Below are 16,845 nucleotides of genomic sequence, written 5' to 3' on the forward strand. Positions count from 1 at the left end.
TTGCCTCGAGCCCCCAAACACGGTCGGCCGGAGGCTGACGCCCGTCCGGACCCTCGGCACGAGCCGGGGCAGGATCAAGCGACGTGAGGGAGAACGTTTCAATGGTGCAGCGGAGGACACAGCGGACCACACGGGGTGGGCACCGCGGAGGGACGAAGCCGGCAAGCCCGCAGCCGGCGGCCGAGGCGCGCACGGCGCCGACGTCGCCGCAATCCCGGGTCGACATCTCTGCCAAGCCGCCCGCGAAGCAGCCCGCCGCGCCGGCCGCTTCCAAGCCGGACGCCGTGAAGGCGGCCGCGCCGCAGCCCACCTCCGCCAAGCCGACGCCGCCGAAGGCGGAACCGGCCAAGGCCGCCGTCAAGGCCGCGCCCGCCAAGCCGCTGGCCAGGGACGCCGAGGCCGCCGGGCACAAGGCCGCGCCGGAGCCGCTCCAGGGCCAGCTTCTCGGGACGGTATCTTCTGGGGCGCTCAAGCCGGCGCCGGTCGAGCCCGCCGGCAAGCCCGCCGTCGAGACTTCGACGGCTCCGAAGGCTGCCGAGACCAAGCCCGCCGAGACCAAGCCCGCCGAAGCCAAACCCGCTGCGGCTGCCGAGGTGAAGCCTGCCCTGGCCAAAGCCCCCGAATCGAAGCCCGCAGCGGCCGAGTCGAGCCCGGCCAAGCCGGAGGCGAAGAAGCCCGAGGCCGATCCGGTGCAGGACAACGTCGCCCGCCCCGGGACGGCCAAGTCCGCGCCGCCCAAGTCCGCACCGGCCAAGACGGCGCCGGCACCGGATCCCGTGGCTCTCGTGGCCGGGGAGGCCGCCGCGCCGAATCCGATCGCGGACCTCGCCGCAGCGGCCGTGGCCGCGCCCGTCTCGACCCTCGGCCGCCTCGGCCTGAGCCTCTCGCCGCAATCCCTCGATATCGGCGGCATCAACGCGACGCTCGTCGCCTTCCTGCGCAGCGAGAGCGCGGCGGCGATCGCGCACCTGCAGGCGCTCACGGCGGCGAAGTCGCCCGCCGAGCTGATCCGCCTCCAGGTCGGCGAGATGCAGCGAGCGGCCGACGCATCGCTGACCTGCTGGAACGACCTCGCCCGCAAGGCGAGCCGGGTCGTCGAGTTCCGTCGCCACTGAGCGAACGGACTCTCGCGCGCCGCATTTGGCGGCGATAGAAGGCGCCGGAAAATCCGGCGCCCGCCGTACCGGCCGCCCTCGGGCGCGGCCGGGCGGGAGCGGCCCGGACGAGATCTGATTTCCGGGAGCCCCCTATGCCTCGCTCGCCCCTTCCGCTCGCCTTGAGCGCCGCGGTCGCGTTCCTCGCCGCCGTCGGCCCCGCGCCGGCCCAGATGGCGAAGACGCCGGACGCGGCGTCCGCCAAGGCGGTGCCGCAGGGCCGGGCAGAGATGCAGCTCTCCTTCGCGCCGGTCGTGAAGCGCGCCGCACCCTCCGTGGTGAACGTCTATGCCTCCCACGTGGAGAAGCGCTCGACCGCGCGCAGCAGCGCCATGGACGAGTTCATGCGCCGCTTCTTCGGTGAGGATGGGCGCGGGCGCGGCCCCGGTGGCATGCCGGGCGAGCGCGCGCAGAAGTCCCTCGGTTCCGGCGTGATCGTCGACGAATCGGGCCTCGTCATCACCAACAACCACGTCATCGACAACATGAACGAGGTGCGGATCGCGCTGGCCGACCGGCGCGAATTCGAGGCCAGCATCGTGCTGCGCGATCCCCGCACCGATCTCGCCGTGGTCAAGATTAAGAGTCCGACGGGGGGCCTCGTGCCGATGCCGTTCGGCGATTCGGAATCCCTCGAGGTCGGCGACTTCGTGATGGCGATCGGCAACCCCTTCGGCGTCGGCCAGACGGTGACGCAGGGCATCGTCTCGGCGCTGGCGCGCACGCAGGTCGGCTCCTCCGACTACCAGTTCTTCATCCAGACGGATGCGGCGATCAACCCGGGCAATTCCGGCGGCGCCCTCGTCGACCTCGAAGGCCGGCTCGTCGGAATCAATACGGCGATCTACTCGCAGTCGGGCGGCAGCCACGGCATCGGCTTCGCTGTCCCCGCAAGCATGGTGAAGGCCGTGGTCGAGACGGCCAAGGGCGGCGCCAGCACGGTGCGCCGGCCCTGGCTCGGCGCCCGCGTGCAGAACGTGACGCCCGACATCGCCGAGAGCATGGGTCTCGACCGTCCGACCGGCGTTCTCGTGGCCAGCCTGCAGGGCAAGAGCCCGGCCGAGGAGGCGGGGCTGAAGCGCGGCGACCTGATCCTCAGCATCGACGGCCAGGGCGTCGACGACCCCGAGGCCTTCGGCTACCGCTTCGCCTTGAAGGGCATCTCGGGCCAGGCCAAGTTCGGGATCCTGCGGGGCACCGGCAAGCAGGTCCTCAACGTCAAGCTCGGCCCAGCACCCGAGACGCGTCCGCGCGACGTCCTGAAGGTGCGCACCCGTTCGCCCTTCCTCGGCGCCACCCTCGTGAACACCTCGCCGGCCATCTCCGAGGAGCTCCAGGTCGATTTCCCGGCCGAGGGCGTCGCGGTGCAGGCGGTCGATGACAACTCGATCGCCAACCGGGCTGGTCTGCAGAAGGGCGACCTCATCGTGGCGATCAACGGCGTGGCGATCACGAGCACCAAGGACCTCGACCGGGTGACCCGCAACACGCTGAACATGTGGGAGGTCTCGATCAACCGCGGCGGCGAGGTGCTGACCTCGGTCTTCGGCGGCTAGGCGGGGCCCGGCTCAGCCCCACGGCCCCGGACCGCCCCGCCGCGGCGGCCCGGCCCCGGACGTGTCGCTAGACCGGCCGGTCCGATCCTGCGCCGATCCGCGCATCTCGGCGGCGAGCCCCTCCAGAGCCGCGATGCGGTTGCGGGTGGCGGGATGCGTCGAGAACAGGTTGTCGATGCCCCGTCCCGCCAGCGGGTTGACGATGAAGAGCGGCGCGGTGGCCGGGTGGCTCTCCGCCGAGGGGCTCGTGAAGCGCCGCACGCCGGCCTCGATCCGCTCGAGCGCCCGAGCGAGCGACAGCGGGTCGCCGCAGATCAGGCCGCCCTCCCGGTCCGCTGCGTATTCGCGCGATCGGCTGATCGCGAACTGCACGATCATGGCGGCGATAGGCCCGAGGATCGCGGTTGCCATCGCGATGAGCGGGTTCGGCCGCGCATCGCCGCGGCCGCCGAACAGGAAGCCGAACTGGGCGAGCGTCGCGATCGCCCCGGCGAGCGTGGCCGAGACCGTCATCGTCAGCGTGTCGCGGTTCCTGATGTGGGCGAGCTCGTGCGCCATCACGCCCGCGACCTCGTCGCGGTCGAGCGCCGCGAGGAGCCCGGTGGTCGCCGCCACCGCGGCGTTGGCGGGGTTGCGCCCGGTCGCGAAGGCGTTGGGCTGCGCGCTCTCGATCACGTAGACGCGCGGCGTCGGCAGGCCGGCCCGCGCGGCGAGATCCGCCACCATCGCGACGAGATCGGGGGCCGTGCTTCGATCGACCTCGCGGGCACCGTGCGCCGCGAGCGCGAGATGGTCCGAGCGCCAGTAGGCGTAGAGATTCGTCAGAACCGCGATCCCGAGCGCCGCGCCCATGCCGCGCGGCCCGCCGAGGACGAGGCCGACGGCGCCGAACAGGGCGGTGAGGCCGGCCAGAAGCACGGCGGTCTTCATCACGTTCACGGGCGGCGCTCCGGCGGAGGACCTTGACAAGGTGGGAAACGTGGCGGCGGGCGGGAAGGGGCCCGGGTCGGACGGTGCGGCGACGATCGTGGATCGCGCCGGGGCCGGGCTTGCCGAGAGGCGGGGGCACAGTGTTGATGGGCCGATGTCCGACCTCTTCGCCTCAGCCCGGCTCGAGACCGAGGCGCCGCGCCCGCTCGCCGACCGCCTGCGCCCGCAGGTCCTCGCGGAGGTGGTCGGCCAGGAACACCTGACGGGTCCGGACGGGGCGCTGACGCGGCTCCTGCGCTCCAAGTCGCTCGGCTCGCTCGTGTTCTGGGGGCCGCCCGGCACCGGCAAGACCACCGTGGCGCGGCTGCTCGCCAACGAGACGAGCCTGCATTTCGAGCAGATCTCGGCGATCTTCTCCGGTATCCCCGACCTCAGGAAGGTGTTCGACGCCGCCCGCAAGCGCCGGGCGACGGGGCAGGGGACGCTGCTCTTCGTCGATGAGATCCACCGCTTCAACAGGGCCCAGCTCGATGCCTTCCTGCCCGTCATGGAGGACGGCACAGTGACGCTCGTCGGCGCCACCACGGAGAACCCGTCCTTCGAGCTTAACGCCGCGCTGCTGTCGCGCGCCCGGGTCCTGCTGTTCCGGGCGCTCGACGACGCGGCCATCGCCAAGCTCCTGGTGCGGGCCGAGGCGCTGAGCGGCCAGCCGCTCCCTCTCGACGAGGAGGCCCGTTCCGTGCTCGTGCGGATGGCCGACGGGGATGGGCGCGCCGCGTTGACGCTCGCCGAGGAGGTTTGGCGCTCGGCCAAGCCCGGCGAGACGATCGGGGCCGAGACCCTCCAGGCGATCATCCAGCGCCGCGCGCCCATCTACGACAAGGCGCAGGAGGGCCACTACAACCTCATCAGCGCCCTGCATAAGACCGTGCGGGGTTCGGATCCCGACGCGGCGCTCTACTATCTCTGCCGGATGCTCGATGGCGGCGAGGACCGCCTCTTCATCGCGCGTCGCCTCGTGCGCATGGCGGTCGAGGATATCGGGCTCGCCGACCCGCAGGCGCTCGGCATCGCGAACGCCGCCAAGGACGCCTACGACTTCCTCGGCAGCCCGGAGGGCGAGCTGGCGCTGGCGCAGGCGACGATCTACCTCGCCCTCGCGCCGAAATCGAACGCTGTCTACACCGCCTACAAGGCGGCGACGCGGGCCGCCAAGGAGCACGGCTCGCTCGCGCCCCCGCGCACGATCCTGAACGCCCCGACGAAGCTCATGCGGCGGATGGGCTACGGCGAGGGCTACCGCTACGACCACGACGAGCCGGACGCCTTCTCGGGCCAGGATTACTGGCCCGAGCGCCTCGGCCGGCAGCATTTCTACGAGCCGACCGACCGGGGCATGGAGACGCGCTACGCCGACCGCATCGCTCACTGGGAGCGGCTGCGGCGCGAGCGGCGCGGCGAGGATTGAGCGCCGCGATGGACGTGCTCTGGAAAGGTCTCGTCGGCGGCCTCGTGACGGTCGCGATCGTGCTGGCGTCCCGTCGCGGCAACGTCCTGCCGGGCATCCTGCCGCTGGCGCCGACCTTCGCGATCATCGCGCTCCTCGCCGTCGGCGCGAAGGGCGACGCCGCGGGCTTCCGCGAGACCTGCCTGGCCGGCATGCGCACGATCCCCGCCTATCTCGCCTTCCTCGGCGTGACCTGGTGGCTCGGGCAGGCCACGGATTTCCGCCTCGCCATCCTCGGCGGCCTCGCCGCGTGGCTCGCCGTCGCACTCGCGATCTTCCTCGGGCCGCGCTGGCTCTGAGGCGGAGCGTGCCGCTGGACCGCGGGGCGGGGAGCCTGTAGGGGAGCCGCCCCTCCCGGAGATCTCGGCGACGATGGCGGCCTGCGGCCTCGATTTCGGCACCTCGAACACCACCCTCGGCCGCATCCGCGACGGGCGCCCGGAACTCGTGCGGCTCGAGGGTCCGCACGTCACCATCCCCAGCGCGATCTTCTTCGCGCCCGCCCGCGAGCCGGTGGTCGGGCGCGCCGCGATGACGGCCTATGTCGAGGGCCTGCCCGGGCGGCTGATGCGCAGCCTCAAGTCGGTGCTGGGCTCGAGCCTCCTTGAGGAGACGACACCGGTCGGGCGCCGGCGCGTACGCTTCCGCGAGGTCATTGCGCGCTACCTCGCCGCCGTGAAGGCGCATGCCGAGAGCGCGGTCGGCGACAGCCTCGACACGGTGGTGCACGGCCGCCCCGTGCATTTCGTCGACGGCGACCCCGACGGCGACCGCCGCGCGGAGGATGCCCTGCGGGAGATCGCGCGGAGCATCGGCTTCCGCCACGTCTCGTTCCAGTACGAGCCGATCGCCGCGGCCCTCGACTACGAGCAGCGGGTGCGGGCGGAGGAGATCGCGCTCATCGCCGATATCGGCGGCGGCACCTCGGATTTCTCGATCGTGCGCCTGTCGCCCGAGCGGCACGCTCGCTCCGACCGGGCCTCAGACATCCTGGCCAATGACGGCGTGCGCATCGGCGGCACCGATTTCGACCGGATGCTGAGCCTCGGCAGCGTGATGCCGCTCCTCGGCCTCGGCAGCCCGATGAAGCGGGGCGACCTCGCGGTACCGAGCGCCTACTTCCACGACCTCGCCACATGGTCGAGCATCAACCGCCTCTACAACCCGAAGACCCTGCGGGAGATCGAGGAGACGCGCCGCGACGCCAGCCGGCCCGAGCTCCTCGACAGGCTCTGCGCGGTCATCGAATCGGAGCGCGGCCACAGCCTCGCCATGGCCGTGGAGGGGGCGAAGATCGCCGTCTCGGAAAGCGGCGGGGCCCGGCTCGACCTCGACTGGATGGAGCCGGGGCTTTCCACAGAGATCGACCGCGGACGCCTCGTCGCGCAGACCGGCGACCTCAGCCGGCGCATCGCCGAACGGATCGGCCGCTGCCTGCGTCAGGCGGGCATCGACGCTGCCGAGGTCGACGCGCTCTTTCTCACCGGCGGCTCGACCGGCCTGCCGCACCTGCGCGCCGCGCTCACGGCCTGCCTGCCTGCGGCCCGCGTGGTCGAGGGCGACACCTTCGGCTCGGTCGGCACCGGCCTGACGCTGGAGGCGGCGCGGCGCGCGGCCTGACCGGGCGATGCTGAGCACGCGAATTGTCGTTCCCCCGGCCGGGTGCTAGCAGCGGCATCATGACAGGCAAGCCTCCACATCGCGGCGGGTCGAAGGGCGGGAAGCCCCCGGGCCGTGGATCGAAGCCGCCCGCGCGGGGCCAGCGGCCCGGCGCCCCGGCGCGGTTCGGCGGCCCTGCACGGCCCGACCGCGCCCGCACCGGCCCGCGCACGAGCGCCCTCGACGCGGCGCAGCGCGCGGCCCGCATGCGCGGCGACGACCCGGTCGATCGCGCGCCGTGGGAGCAGGGGGACGAGGCCGCTCCGATCCGCTCGCCGCGTGCGCGCCCGGCCGGACGCGGCCCAGGGCGAGCGGGCGAGGGGGCGCCGCCGCGCCGTCCGCCCGCCCGCGAGCCGGCGCCCGCCGAAGGTCCGACCCGGCGTCAGCAGCGCGCGGCCGCCTCCGCCACCCTCGCGAGCGGCGTCCAGACCCTGACGGTCGAGGCGGACGAGGCGGGCATGCGCATCGACCGCTTCCTGACCGCGCGCTTTCCGCAGCTGCCCTTCACCCGCGTCCAGAGCATTGTCCGCAAGGGCGAGCTGCGCGTCGACGGCAAGCGCGCCAAGCCGAGCGACCGGCTGGAGCCCGGGATGAGCGTGCGGGTGCCCCCGCTCAAGCTCGACCAGCCGGCGGATCGTCCGCGCGGCGGCGCGCGGGAGGCGGGCGATGCCGAGTTCCTGCGCTCGCTGATCCTGTACGAGGATGCCGACATGATGGTGCTGAACAAGCCCTTCGGCCTCGCGGTGCAAGGGGGGTCCGGGACGGTGCGGCACGTCGACGGACTGCTCGAGGCGCTGACGGGTCCGGACGGGCAGAGGCCGCGCCTCGTCCACCGCCTCGACAAGGACACGGCGGGCTGCCTGATCGTGGCCAAGACCCGGCTTGCCGCCGCGACGCTGGCCAAGAGCTTCCGCTCGCGCGCGGCGCGCAAGATCTACTGGGCGCTCACGGCCGGCGTGCCGCGGGTGCGCCAGGGACGCGTCTCCACCTATCTCGCCAAGGACGAGCCGACGGATGCCGATGCCCGCATGCGCGTGGCCAAGCACGGCGAGGAGGGCGCGAGCCACGCGCTCACCTACTACGCGATGGTCGATCAGGTTGCGCAAAAGCTGTCCTGGCTGTCGTTCAAGCCGGTGACGGGTCGGACCCATCAGCTGCGCGCGCACGCGGCCCATATCGGCCACCCGATCGTCGGCGACCCGAAATACTTCGCCGTCGAGAACTGGGAGCTGCCGGGCGGCATACAGAACCGCCTGCACCTGCTGGCTCGCCGCATCGTGATCCCGCATCCGCGCACCGGCCAGCCCATCGACGTCACAGCGCCGCTGCCGCCGCACATGGCGCAGAGCTGGAACCTGCTCGGCTTCGACGCTGCGCGCTACGATCCGATCGTCGACGCGCCCGAGGCCTGAGCGACCCGCGGGCGAGGTGAGGCGGGGCGCCTTGGCAAGCTTCGCGCACGCCTTATTCTCTCGCTCGCGGGGATTGCCGGCCCTGCCCGGCAGGCCGGCGCTCGGCCGTGGATCGAACATGCAGCGAGACCCATCTTGATGAAGCTTGCGACGCTGGCCTGCGCGACCGTCCTGAGCCTTCTCGCAGCGGGGCCGCGCCTCGCCGATGCCGCGCAGCCGACGCCGCAGCCGGGCGCGGCCGCGCCCAAGGCCACCCTGGCGACCCCTGCTCCGGCGGCTGCACAGCCCGCCGCCCAGCCATCGGCCCAGCCGGCCGCGCGCGCGGCCGCTCCGCAGCCGAAGGCGGCCGAGCGGCGGCGGCGGAATTCCTATGCGTCCTGCAACCGCATCTCGCACCAGCGCGGCCTGCGCGGGGGCGCACGTCGACGCTTCCTGATCCGCTGCCGCCTCGGCTACGAGCGCAACCGGCAGCCTCCGGCCGCTCAGCCCGCCGCTCCGCCGGCGCCCGCGCAGCAGCCTGCCGCGCCTCCGGTGCGCCGGCCGTGAGGCGGCTCGTCCGCCACCGGCCGTGAAGCTCGTCGTCTTCGACGTCGACGGCACACTCGTCGACAGCCAGCACCTCATCGTCGCCGCGCAGGGCACGGCCTTCGCCGAGCACGGCCTCGTTGCGCCGAGCCGCGCGGTCGCGCTCTCGGTGGTGGGCCTGTCGCTGCCGCAGGCGTTTCGCCGCCTCGTTGGCGAGGACGGACCCATCGCAGAGCTCTCCGAGAGCTACAAGCGCGCCTTCAACGCCCTGCGGCTCGACCCGAACTACGAGGAGCCGCTGTTTCCCGGCATGGCCGATCTCCTGGCGCGGCTTCGCGCCCGCGACGACGTGCAGCTCGGCCTCGCGACGGGCAAGTCCCGGCGCGGCGTCGACCACCTGATCGCGGCGAACGGCTGGGAGGGGTGGTTCTCCACGACGCAGACCGCCGACGACGCGCCCTCGAAGCCCGATCCGGCGATGCTGATCCAAGCCATGCAGGAGACCGGAATCGCGCCCAAGCGCACGGTGATGGTCGGCGACACGAGCTACGACATGGCGATGGCGGTCAGCGCGGGCGCCGCAGCCGTCGGCGTCGCCTGGGGCTACCACACGCCGGGCGCGCTCTACGCGGCGGGCGCCGTGACGGTGGTGGAGACGGCGGCCGATCTCGGCAACCTGTTCTCCGGCCCTCTCGACGGTCCGGAGGCGGGCGCCATCGCGGACGAGCTCGGCCGCGAATGAGGCCGGACGCCGGCCTCGCGCCGGGCGTTCGGATGCACTATCTCGGCCCGATGAGCGACGATGTCACCAAGGACTGGCTCGGCGAGCCCTCCGATGCCCCGCGTCCCGATCCCCTGCGGGCAGCCCGCAGCCAGGGCAAGCCGGCCCTGCCGAAGCGCTTCTACAAGGAGGCGGGGTTCGCCGACGGCGAGGGCGGCTTCCGTCTGACCCTCGACGGGCGCCCGGCCAACACCCCGGCCCGCAACCCGCTGGCGGTGCCCTCGCGCGCCCTCGCGGAAGTCCTGGCGACCGAGTGGGGCGCGCAGGGCGAATCGATCGATCCGGCCCGGATGCCGGTGACGCGCCTCGTCAACACCGCGATCGACGGCGTCGCGCCGCGCCGGGATGCGGTGATCGACGACCTCTCGGCCTATGCGGGCACCGACCTCGTCGCCTACCGCGCCGCCTCGCCCGAGCGGCTCGTCGCCGCGCAGGCTGAGACCTGGGACCCGATCCTCGACTGGGCGCACGAGGCGCTCGGCGCGCGCCTGATCCTCAGCGAGGGCGTGATGCACGTCGACCAGCCCGAGGGCTCGGTGCGCGCCATCCGCGGGGCCGTCGCGGCGACCGAGGGCCCGTTCCGGCTCGCGGCGCTCCACACGATGACGACGCTGACGGGTTCGCTCCTGATCGCCCTCGCCGTTCTCCACGGCAGGCTGAGCCCCGACGAGGCCTGGGCGGCCGCCCATGTCGACGAGACCTACCAGGCGAGCGTCTGGGGGCGGGATGCCGAGGCCGAGCAGCGGCTCGCCTTGCGCCGCGCCGAGTTCGACGCCGCCGCGCAAGTTGCCGCGCTCAGCGCGTAGCGGCGTTTTCGCGGACGAAACTCTCGTGCTAAGGGGCCGGATCTCGCGAACCGCCAAGCCTGTGCGGTTGCAGAGTATTCTGTATTCAACTCAGCCCGGGGCCGTGACGTCATGAAGGATATTCTCGAGAAGCTCGAGGAGCGGCGCGCGCAGGCCCGTCTCGGCGGCGGCGAGAACCGCGTCGTCGCCCAGCACAAGCGCGGCAAGCTGACGGCGCGCGAGCGCATCGAACTCTTGCTCGACCACGGGTCGTTCGAGGAATTCGACATGTTCGTGCAGCACCGCTCGAGCGATTTCGGGATGGAGAAGCAGAAGATCCCGGGCGACGGCGTCGTCACCGGCTGGGGCACCATCAACGGCCGCACCGTCTTCCTGTTCTCGAAGGATTTCACTGTCTTCGGCGGCTCGCTCTCGGAGGCGCACGCCCAGAAGATCGTCAAGGTCCAGGACATGGCGCTCAAGATGCGCGCGCCCATCATCGGCATCTTCGACGCCGGCGGAGCCCGCATCCAGGAGGGCGTGGCGGCGCTCGGCGGCTACGGCGAGGTCTTCAAGCGCAACGTGCTGGCCTCCGGCGTCATCCCGCAGATCTCGGTTATCATGGGACCCTGCGCGGGCGGCGACGTCTACTCGCCGGCCATGACCGACTTCATCTTCATGGTGCGCGACACAAGCTACATGTTCGTGACGGGCCCCGATGTGGTGAAGACGGTCACCAACGAGGTGGTGACCGCGGAGGAACTCGGCGGCGCCAAGGTTCACACCACCAAGTCCTCGATCGCCGACGGCTCCTTCGAGAACGACGTCGAGGCGATCCTGCAGATCCGGCGCCTGCTCGACTTCCTGCCCGCCAACAACATCGACGGCGTGCCGGAGATCGAGAGCTTCGACGACGTCGACCGCCTCGACAAGGGCCTCGACACCCTGATCCCCGACAACCCGAACAAGCCCTACGACATGGGCGAGCTGATCCGGCGCGTCGTCGACGAGGGCGACTTCTTCGAGATCCAGGGTTCTTACGCCCGCAACATCATCACGGGCTTCGGCCGCATCGAGGGCCGCACCGTCGGCTTCGTGGCGAACCAGCCCCTCGTGCTGGCGGGCGTCCTCGATTCGGATGCCTCGCGCAAGGCCGCCCGCTTCGTGCGCTACTGCGACGCCTTCTCGATCCCGATCGTCACCTTCGTGGACGTGCCGGGCTTCCTGCCGGGCACCGCGCAGGAATATGGCGGCCTGATCAAGCACGGCGCCAAGCTCCTGTTCGCCTACAGCCAGGCGACGGTGCCGCTCGTCACCATCATCACCCGCAAGGCCTTCGGTGGCGCCTACGACGTCATGGCCTCGAAGCATGTGGGCGCCGACATCAACTACGCCTGGCCCACGGCCCAGATCGCGGTGATGGGCGCCAAGGGCGCCGTCGAGATCATCTTCCGGGCCGAGATCGGGGACGACGAGAAGATCGCCGCGCGCACGAGCGAGTACGAGGACCGCTTCCTGTCGCCCTTCGTGGCGGCCGAGCGCGGCTACATCGACGAGGTGATCATGCCGCACTCCACCCGCAAGCGCATCGCCCGGGCGCTCGGGATGCTGCGCACCAAGGAGATGGAGCAGCCCTGGAAGAAGCACGACAACATCCCGCTCTGAGGAGATCTTCGGGCGGTCGCACCGGATGCCGGCGGTGCGATCCGCCTCAGGGCGGCGCGAAGATCGTGATGTTGGAATTGATCTGATAGGCCGGCGCCGGCGGCGTGTTGACGAAGCGCAAGCGGATCGGGCTCTCGCCGAGCGCGCGGGCGAAGCTCGGCGTGATGGAGACCGGGAAGCAGCGTTCCAGCGCCTGCCGGGCGGCCTCCTCGTAGCGCCGGCCCGCCTCCGCATCACCCTCGATCCGCCGCGCGGTCACGAGCGGCGTGCCTCGGATGGCGCCCGTCCTGTCGAGGCCGAACAGGAAGGCGATGGTCGAGCCCTCGGTGCCCGGCGGGATCTGCCAGCAGCGCGCCAGAGCCGCGCGCAGCTCACTCCAGTTGTTCAGGTACGTGCGCTCCTCGCGCCGGTCCGGAGGCTCCTGGGCGGAGGCCGGTGCCGCGGCCGCGAGCGCCGCCGCGAGGCAGAGGCCGGTCAGCTTCGGTCGCTGTGCTCGATCACCGCGCATAGGGTGAACGGTCCCTTTTCGGACGTCGTCACCGAACAGGTAACGCGCGCGCCGCCCGCGTCGACATTGCTGTGGCGCAGCCGCGTCGCCGCGTCGCGTGCCGTGTGGGCGGCCTGCTCGATCGTCGCCGCGTCGATGCCCGTCACGGCGTGGCCGGCCCGGCCGAACAGCGCGAAATAGGCCTCCGGCGGCTTCTCGCCGCGAAACTGCGCGCCGACTGAGGAGGGCGTCCCGCAGGCGAGCGTCAGCGTGGTATCGGGCGCGAGGGTGAAATTCGCGAAGTCGAGGCTGCGGTTTCCGATCTCGGCCTTCGTTTCCGACGCCACCCGGTCGATCAGGTCGCCGCACTCGTCGGCGAGCGCGGGCGTGCCGGCGGTGAGCAGAAGGGCGGTCAGGATTGCGCGCATGGCTCTCGAAGCTAGCGCGCGACCCGCGTCGCGCGAAGGCGTCGCTCGCGAGGCGTATCGCCGCTCGCCGCGCTCAGCCCGTCGCCGCGGCGGCAACGCGCGGGGGCGAGCCGAGATCGACGAGCACGATCTCCGGAGGGACGCCGAGGCGCACCGGCACGCGGCTGACGCCGAAGCCGCCGGACACGATCATGTGCCGGCCGTCCTTCACGACGTGGCCGTAGGCGAAATCGTTGCCGTGGACCGACGGGATCACGGGTGAGTAGCCGAAGATCCGGATCTGGCCGCCGTGGGTATGGCCCGCCAGCGTCAGCGAGACGCGGTCGGGCACGTCCATGAAGATGTCGGGCTCGTGCACCATAAGGAGCACCGGCGCGTCGTCGGTCACCTTGGCGAGGGTGCCCGGCAGGTCGTCGCGCCCGCGCCAGTCGCCCCAGATCACGAAGGGCTCCTGGTCGCCGATGCCGGCGAGCCAGAACGGCTGCCCGTCCTTCGCCAGCCGCAGGACGTCGTTCTCCATGACGGGGATGCCGACGGCCTCGAGCTCGCGCTGCGACTCGCAGGGACCGCTGCGGGTGCGCTGGGCGACCCGGTCGTCCCACCAATCGTGGTTGCCGAGGATCGCGTGGACGCCGAGCGGCGCCCGGAGTTCGCGGACGACGCGGGCGAAATCCGAGATCGGGACGCGCCGCCGCACCACCTTCGGCCCGCCGGGATAATCGCCGAGCATCAGGATGAGGTCGGGCTTGAGGGCGTTCGTGGCATCGACGATCTCGGCGATGCGATCGAGCGGCATGTAGGGCTCGCCCACGTGGAAATCGGCGAGGACCGCCACGCGCAGGGACAGGCCCGGCGTCCAGCGCGGCAACGTGGGGGCGTAGCGCGTCACCACGAGCCGGTGCAGCGGCTCGATCTCGAAGGCATAGACGCCTGTGGATGCGGTCAGCGCGGCCATGCCGCCGAGACCGGAGAGGAACTGCCGACGACTCGGCAGGATCAGCATGCGGACATCCTTCGGGCGCGGATCGGGTCGCCTACCCTGGCCATCAAGATGGACAGCCTGACGGCACGGGCCGCCGGTACAGGCAGCGACACCCTAGCGCCGAATCCTCCGCCAATCCTTAAGCCTGAAGACTTAGCCGGTCCGCATGGTGCCGATGCGCACTTTCGCGAAACGCGCGCAAAGCGCCGTGCGGGCACCCGATGCGGTGGAGAGCCAGTCGATCGGAGATCCTCAGAGGACGGGCGCATCCTCGTGCAGCATCTCCAGGATGCCGCGGCGCTCGCCCGGACGAACCTCGGGCTTGCGGGCGACTGGGGCCTTCACGCGCACCGCGGCGGCGAGCGCCGGCAGCGCCACGGGCCGGAATCTCTCGCGATCCGGATCCGTCTTCCGGCGCCCGGTCTCGGTCGCCACGGTCTGGGTTTCGCTGGACGGGTACATGGAACGTGTCCTGTTCGGTGACCTGATACGGCCTCTTCGGCCTCGGCAGCGGTCTTGAGGGCCGATCGCGACGCCGCTCGGGCTGGTTCGGGGCCATCCGAAGACAATTCCTCGGCGACCCGCGCCTCATTTGCAGTCAACCAAGCTGAACGCGGGATTAAGGAACCGGCAAAGCTTCCGATTCCGCCGGTCAATGTCAGGGATCGTCCCGACCCAATACAATCGACCGTGTGACGAGCGCCGCCGGCCGGATTAGCGTCCGGGTGCCGGCACCGCCTGGAGCCCTTCGGCCGCGATCCACTCGGCCGTCCGGTCGAGGGCGCGCGCGAGGCGATCGAACAGGGCGTCGATCTCGTCCGGCCGGATCACGAGGGGCGGGCAGACGGCAACCCGGTCGCCGGCGAGGAAGCGCACGATCAACCCTTCACTCTGAGCGAAGGCGACGCAGCGCGCCGCGACGCCCGCCTTTGGGTCGAACTGGGCCCTCGTCGCCTTGTCGGCCACGATCTCGATACCGCCGATCAGGCCGATGCCGCGCGCCTCGCCGACGAGCGGGTGGCCGCCGAGGCCGGCGAGCCGGGCCTGGAAATGGGGCGCCTTCTCGGCCACCCCCTCGACGATCCGGTCGCGCCGGTAGATCTCCAGGGTCTTGAGGGCGACCGCGCAGGCGACCGGGTGGCCCGAATAGGTGGTGCCGTGGCCGAAGGTGCCGAGCTTGCCGCTCTCGGCGAGCATGGCCTGATACAGCGGCTCGTCGATCGAGACGCCGCCGAGCGGCATGTAGGCCGAGGTCAGGGCCTTGGCGAAGGAGACCGTGGCCGGTCGCATCCCCAGCGCCTCGCTGCCGAACCAGGTGCCGAGCCGGCCGAAGCCGCAGATCACCTCGTCGGCGATGAGGCGCACGTCGTAGCGCTCGAGCACGGCCTGGATCTTCGCGAAATAGCCCGCGGGCGGCGTGATGGCGCCGCCTGCGCCCATCACGGGCTCGGCGATGAAGGCCGCCACCGTCTCGGGGTCCTCGCGCTGGATCAGCGCGTCGAGTTCGGCGGCGAGTCGCGTCGAGAAATCGGCCTCGCTCTCGCCCGCTTGCGCGAAGCGGTAATGGTGCGGGCAGGCCGCATGGAGGAAGCCCGGCAGCGGCAGGTCCCAATCGGCGTGGTTCGCCGGCAGCCCGGTCATCGAGGCGCTCGCCACGGTGACCCCGTGATAGCCGCGCAGCTGGGAGATGATCTTCTTCTTGCGCGGGCGCCCGAGCGCATTGTTCATGTACCAGGTCAGCTTCACCTGGGTGTCGTTAGCCTCCGAGCCCGACGAGGTGAAGAACACCTTCGAGGTGGGAGCCGGCATGAGCTCCTTCAGCGTCTCGGCGAGCTCGATCGCGGGGTCGTGGCTGCGGCCGGAGAACAGGTGGCTGAAGGGCAGGCGCGCGAATTGCTCGGCCGCGGCCTCGGCGAGCTCCGCGTTCGAGTAGCCGAGCGCCGTGCACCACAGCCCGGCCATGCCCTCCAGATAAGGCCGCCCGTCCGTGTCGTAGACCCAGACCCCGTGGCCGCGCTCGAGCACCAGCGGTCCCGTCTCGCGGAAGGCGGCAAGGTTGGTGTAGGGATGCACGAGGGTTTCGACGTCGCGGGCCGCGAGGTTCGAGAGCATGGGACCATCCGGATCGGGTGCGGGAGATCGCTGCCACACTACCGGCCCGATGCGGTCCCATAAACCCGAACGACGCGCGGCGACCCGACGCCCCGCGCGAGACCGTGAACCCGCCGGCCCCGCGATGCTCGATCCAGCAACCCTCGTGACCCGCGCGGCGCCCGGCCGCTCCTGCGGCGCCTGCACGCTCTGCTGCAAGGTCTACGACGTGCCGGCGGTGGAGAGCGTCGCGGGTCAATGGTGCCGTCATACGCAGGCCGGCCGCGGCTGCGCCATCCACGCGACGCGGCCCGCCCATTGCCGTGCCTTCCATTGCCTGTGGATGACGGAAAGCTGGCTCGGGCCGGAATGGAAGCCCGATCGCGCCAAGATGGTGCTCAGCCTCGATCCGGTCTCGCGGCACATGAACGTGCAGGTCGATCCCGGCCAGCCGAACACCTGGCGGCGCGAGCCCTATTACGGGCAGCTCAAGCGCTGGGCGATCGCCTCGCTGGCGCAGAAGCGCCACGTCCTGGTGCATGTGAACAAGTCGACCACCGTGGTCCTGCCCGACCGGGACGTGCCGCTCGGCATCTTCGAGCCCGGTGATCGCCTGGTGGCCCGTGAGCGCATGACGCCGATGGGCCCGGTCGTGGACGTGGAGAAGGTGCGGGCTGCCTGACTTAGGGTTGCAGACGCTGCTTTCCCAATCTGGAAGCTGTGCCGAATCACACGTCTTAACCCGCCCGCAACCATACCGCGCGATAACCGGGAACCGGCCGCAATCGCCCCGAAAATCCGGGAGATCGTCGGCGGGCGTGGCTTTCCGGTACGGGTCGGTTCGGCGTGGGTACGAGACGAGTTCGACGCAGATCGAGCCTGC

17 protein-coding genes are annotated in these 16,845 nt (G+C 71.5%); 11 read left to right on the top strand and 6 right to left on the bottom strand.

Annotated features, from left to right (window positions below; genetic code table 11):
- Positions 1–101: 101 nt before the first annotated feature.
- Together WDW90_RS00455 and WDW90_RS00460 are read left to right on the top strand one after the other, a co-directional pair.
- Entirely contained in the window at positions 102–1,115 is a 1,014-nt protein-coding gene (locus WDW90_RS00455; RefSeq protein WP_336485283.1) for a phasin family protein, read from the top strand.
- A gap of 134 nt (positions 1,116–1,249) precedes the next feature.
- Positions 1,250–2,710, top strand: a complete 1,461-nt coding sequence (locus tag WDW90_RS00460; protein ID WP_336485284.1) for a Do family serine endopeptidase — start codon at positions 1,250–1,252, stop codon at positions 2,708–2,710.
- 12 nt (positions 2,711–2,722) lie between these two features.
- Here WDW90_RS00460 and WDW90_RS00465 read toward each other — a convergent pair whose 3' ends face one another.
- Positions 2,723–3,640: a M48 family metalloprotease gene (locus WDW90_RS00465; RefSeq protein ID WP_336485493.1), complete on the bottom strand. Its 918-nt coding sequence runs from the start codon at positions 3,638–3,640 to the stop codon at positions 2,723–2,725.
- Between the two features lie 154 nt (positions 3,641–3,794).
- On the opposite strand from WDW90_RS00465, the gene WDW90_RS00470 reads away from it, so the two are divergent.
- The 8 genes from WDW90_RS00470 to WDW90_RS00505 all read left to right on the top strand — a co-directional run bounded on the left by WDW90_RS00470 (position 3,795) and on the right by WDW90_RS00505 (position 11,974).
- Positions 3,795–5,108 carry a replication-associated recombination protein A gene (locus WDW90_RS00470; RefSeq protein ID WP_336485285.1) on the top strand — a complete coding sequence of 438 codons (1,314 nt, stop codon included), beginning with the start codon at positions 3,795–3,797 and terminating at the stop codon, positions 5,106–5,108.
- Between the two features lie 8 nt (positions 5,109–5,116).
- A complete protein-coding gene (locus tag WDW90_RS00475) occupies positions 5,117–5,446 on the top strand; it encodes a GlpM family protein (RefSeq protein ID WP_336485286.1) in 330 nt (109 codons plus the stop codon).
- A gap of 73 nt (positions 5,447–5,519) precedes the next feature.
- Positions 5,520–6,767 carry an Hsp70 family protein gene (locus WDW90_RS00480; protein WP_336485287.1) on the top strand — a complete coding sequence of 416 codons (1,248 nt, stop codon included), beginning with the start codon at positions 5,520–5,522 and terminating at the stop codon, positions 6,765–6,767.
- A 59-nt stretch (positions 6,768–6,826) separates the two neighbouring features.
- Complete coding sequence (locus tag WDW90_RS00485; RefSeq protein WP_336485288.1) at positions 6,827–8,218, top strand: RluA family pseudouridine synthase; 1,392 nt, start codon at positions 6,827–6,829, stop codon at positions 8,216–8,218.
- Between the two features lie 138 nt (positions 8,219–8,356).
- Entirely contained in the window at positions 8,357–8,764 is a 408-nt protein-coding gene (locus WDW90_RS00490; protein ID WP_336485494.1) for a hypothetical protein, read from the top strand.
- Between the two features lie 22 nt (positions 8,765–8,786).
- Positions 8,787–9,485: an HAD-IA family hydrolase gene (locus WDW90_RS00495; RefSeq protein ID WP_336485289.1), complete on the top strand. Its 699-nt coding sequence runs from the start codon at positions 8,787–8,789 to the stop codon at positions 9,483–9,485.
- A 50-nt stretch (positions 9,486–9,535) separates the two neighbouring features.
- Positions 9,536–10,330: an ATP12 family chaperone protein gene (locus tag WDW90_RS00500; protein ID WP_336485495.1), complete on the top strand. Its 795-nt coding sequence runs from the start codon at positions 9,536–9,538 to the stop codon at positions 10,328–10,330.
- Between the two features lie 111 nt (positions 10,331–10,441).
- On the top strand, positions 10,442–11,974 hold the full coding sequence (locus WDW90_RS00505; RefSeq protein WP_336485290.1) for an acyl-CoA carboxylase subunit beta: 1,533 nt from the start codon (positions 10,442–10,444) through the stop codon (positions 11,972–11,974).
- Between the two features lie 46 nt (positions 11,975–12,020).
- On the opposite strand, the gene WDW90_RS00510 is transcribed toward WDW90_RS00505, so the two are convergent.
- The 5 genes from WDW90_RS00510 to WDW90_RS00530 form a co-directional block, all read right to left on the bottom strand.
- On the bottom strand, positions 12,021–12,482 hold the full coding sequence (locus WDW90_RS00510; protein WP_336485291.1) for a hypothetical protein: 462 nt from the start codon (positions 12,480–12,482) through the stop codon (positions 12,021–12,023).
- Positions 12,449–12,889, bottom strand: a complete 441-nt coding sequence (locus WDW90_RS00515; protein WP_336485292.1) for an ABC transporter ATPase — start codon at positions 12,887–12,889, stop codon at positions 12,449–12,451. Before WDW90_RS00515 ends, WDW90_RS00510 begins: the two co-directional genes overlap by 34 nt.
- Positions 12,890–12,962: 73 nt before the next feature.
- Positions 12,963–13,892 (bottom strand): metallophosphoesterase, encoded by a 930-nt coding sequence (locus tag WDW90_RS00520; RefSeq protein ID WP_336485293.1) that lies wholly within the window; start codon positions 13,890–13,892, stop codon positions 12,963–12,965.
- A gap of 231 nt (positions 13,893–14,123) precedes the next feature.
- Positions 14,124–14,333: a hypothetical protein gene (locus WDW90_RS00525; protein ID WP_336485294.1), complete on the bottom strand. Its 210-nt coding sequence runs from the start codon at positions 14,331–14,333 to the stop codon at positions 14,124–14,126.
- Positions 14,334–14,585: 252 nt separating this feature from the next.
- Entirely contained in the window at positions 14,586–15,983 is a 1,398-nt protein-coding gene (locus WDW90_RS00530) for an aminotransferase (RefSeq protein WP_336485295.1), read from the bottom strand.
- Between the two features lie 124 nt (positions 15,984–16,107).
- On the opposite strand from WDW90_RS00530, the gene WDW90_RS00535 reads away from it, so the two are divergent.
- Complete coding sequence (locus tag WDW90_RS00535; RefSeq protein WP_336485296.1) at positions 16,108–16,644, top strand: hypothetical protein; 537 nt, start codon at positions 16,108–16,110, stop codon at positions 16,642–16,644.
- Positions 16,645–16,845 lie beyond the last annotated feature (201 nt).

Origin of the sequence: Methylobacterium nigriterrae, assembly GCF_037106235.1 — a bacterium.
GTDB lineage: Bacteria > Pseudomonadota > Alphaproteobacteria > Rhizobiales > Beijerinckiaceae > Methylobacterium > Methylobacterium nigriterrae.

Coding starts and splice junctions, on each gene's coding strand:
- WDW90_RS00455 (WP_336485283.1), top strand. CDS start 102: ATGGTGCAGCGGAGGACACAGCGGACCACACGGGGTGGGCACCGCGGA.
- WDW90_RS00460 (WP_336485284.1), top strand. CDS start 1,250: ATGCCTCGCTCGCCCCTTCCGCTCGCCTTGAGCGCCGCGGTCGCGTTC.
- WDW90_RS00465 (WP_336485493.1), bottom strand. CDS start 3,640: ATGAAGACCGCCGTGCTTCTGGCCGGCCTCACCGCCCTGTTCGGCGCC.
- WDW90_RS00470 (WP_336485285.1), top strand. CDS start 3,795: ATGTCCGACCTCTTCGCCTCAGCCCGGCTCGAGACCGAGGCGCCGCGC.
- WDW90_RS00475 (WP_336485286.1), top strand. CDS start 5,117: ATGGACGTGCTCTGGAAAGGTCTCGTCGGCGGCCTCGTGACGGTCGCG.
- WDW90_RS00480 (WP_336485287.1), top strand. CDS start 5,520: ATGGCGGCCTGCGGCCTCGATTTCGGCACCTCGAACACCACCCTCGGC.
- WDW90_RS00485 (WP_336485288.1), top strand. CDS start 6,827: ATGACAGGCAAGCCTCCACATCGCGGCGGGTCGAAGGGCGGGAAGCCC.
- WDW90_RS00490 (WP_336485494.1), top strand. CDS start 8,357: ATGAAGCTTGCGACGCTGGCCTGCGCGACCGTCCTGAGCCTTCTCGCA.
- WDW90_RS00500 (WP_336485495.1), top strand. CDS start 9,536: ATGAGCGACGATGTCACCAAGGACTGGCTCGGCGAGCCCTCCGATGCC.
- WDW90_RS00505 (WP_336485290.1), top strand. CDS start 10,442: ATGAAGGATATTCTCGAGAAGCTCGAGGAGCGGCGCGCGCAGGCCCGT.
- WDW90_RS00510 (WP_336485291.1), bottom strand. CDS start 12,482: ATGCGCGGTGATCGAGCACAGCGACCGAAGCTGACCGGCCTCTGCCTC.
- WDW90_RS00515 (WP_336485292.1), bottom strand. CDS start 12,889: ATGCGCGCAATCCTGACCGCCCTTCTGCTCACCGCCGGCACGCCCGCG.
- WDW90_RS00520 (WP_336485293.1), bottom strand. CDS start 13,892: ATGCTGATCCTGCCGAGTCGTCGGCAGTTCCTCTCCGGTCTCGGCGGC.
- WDW90_RS00525 (WP_336485294.1), bottom strand. CDS start 14,333: ATGTACCCGTCCAGCGAAACCCAGACCGTGGCGACCGAGACCGGGCGC.
- WDW90_RS00530 (WP_336485295.1), bottom strand. CDS start 15,983: ATGCTCTCGAACCTCGCGGCCCGCGACGTCGAAACCCTCGTGCATCCC.
- WDW90_RS00535 (WP_336485296.1), top strand. CDS start 16,108: ATGCTCGATCCAGCAACCCTCGTGACCCGCGCGGCGCCCGGCCGCTCC.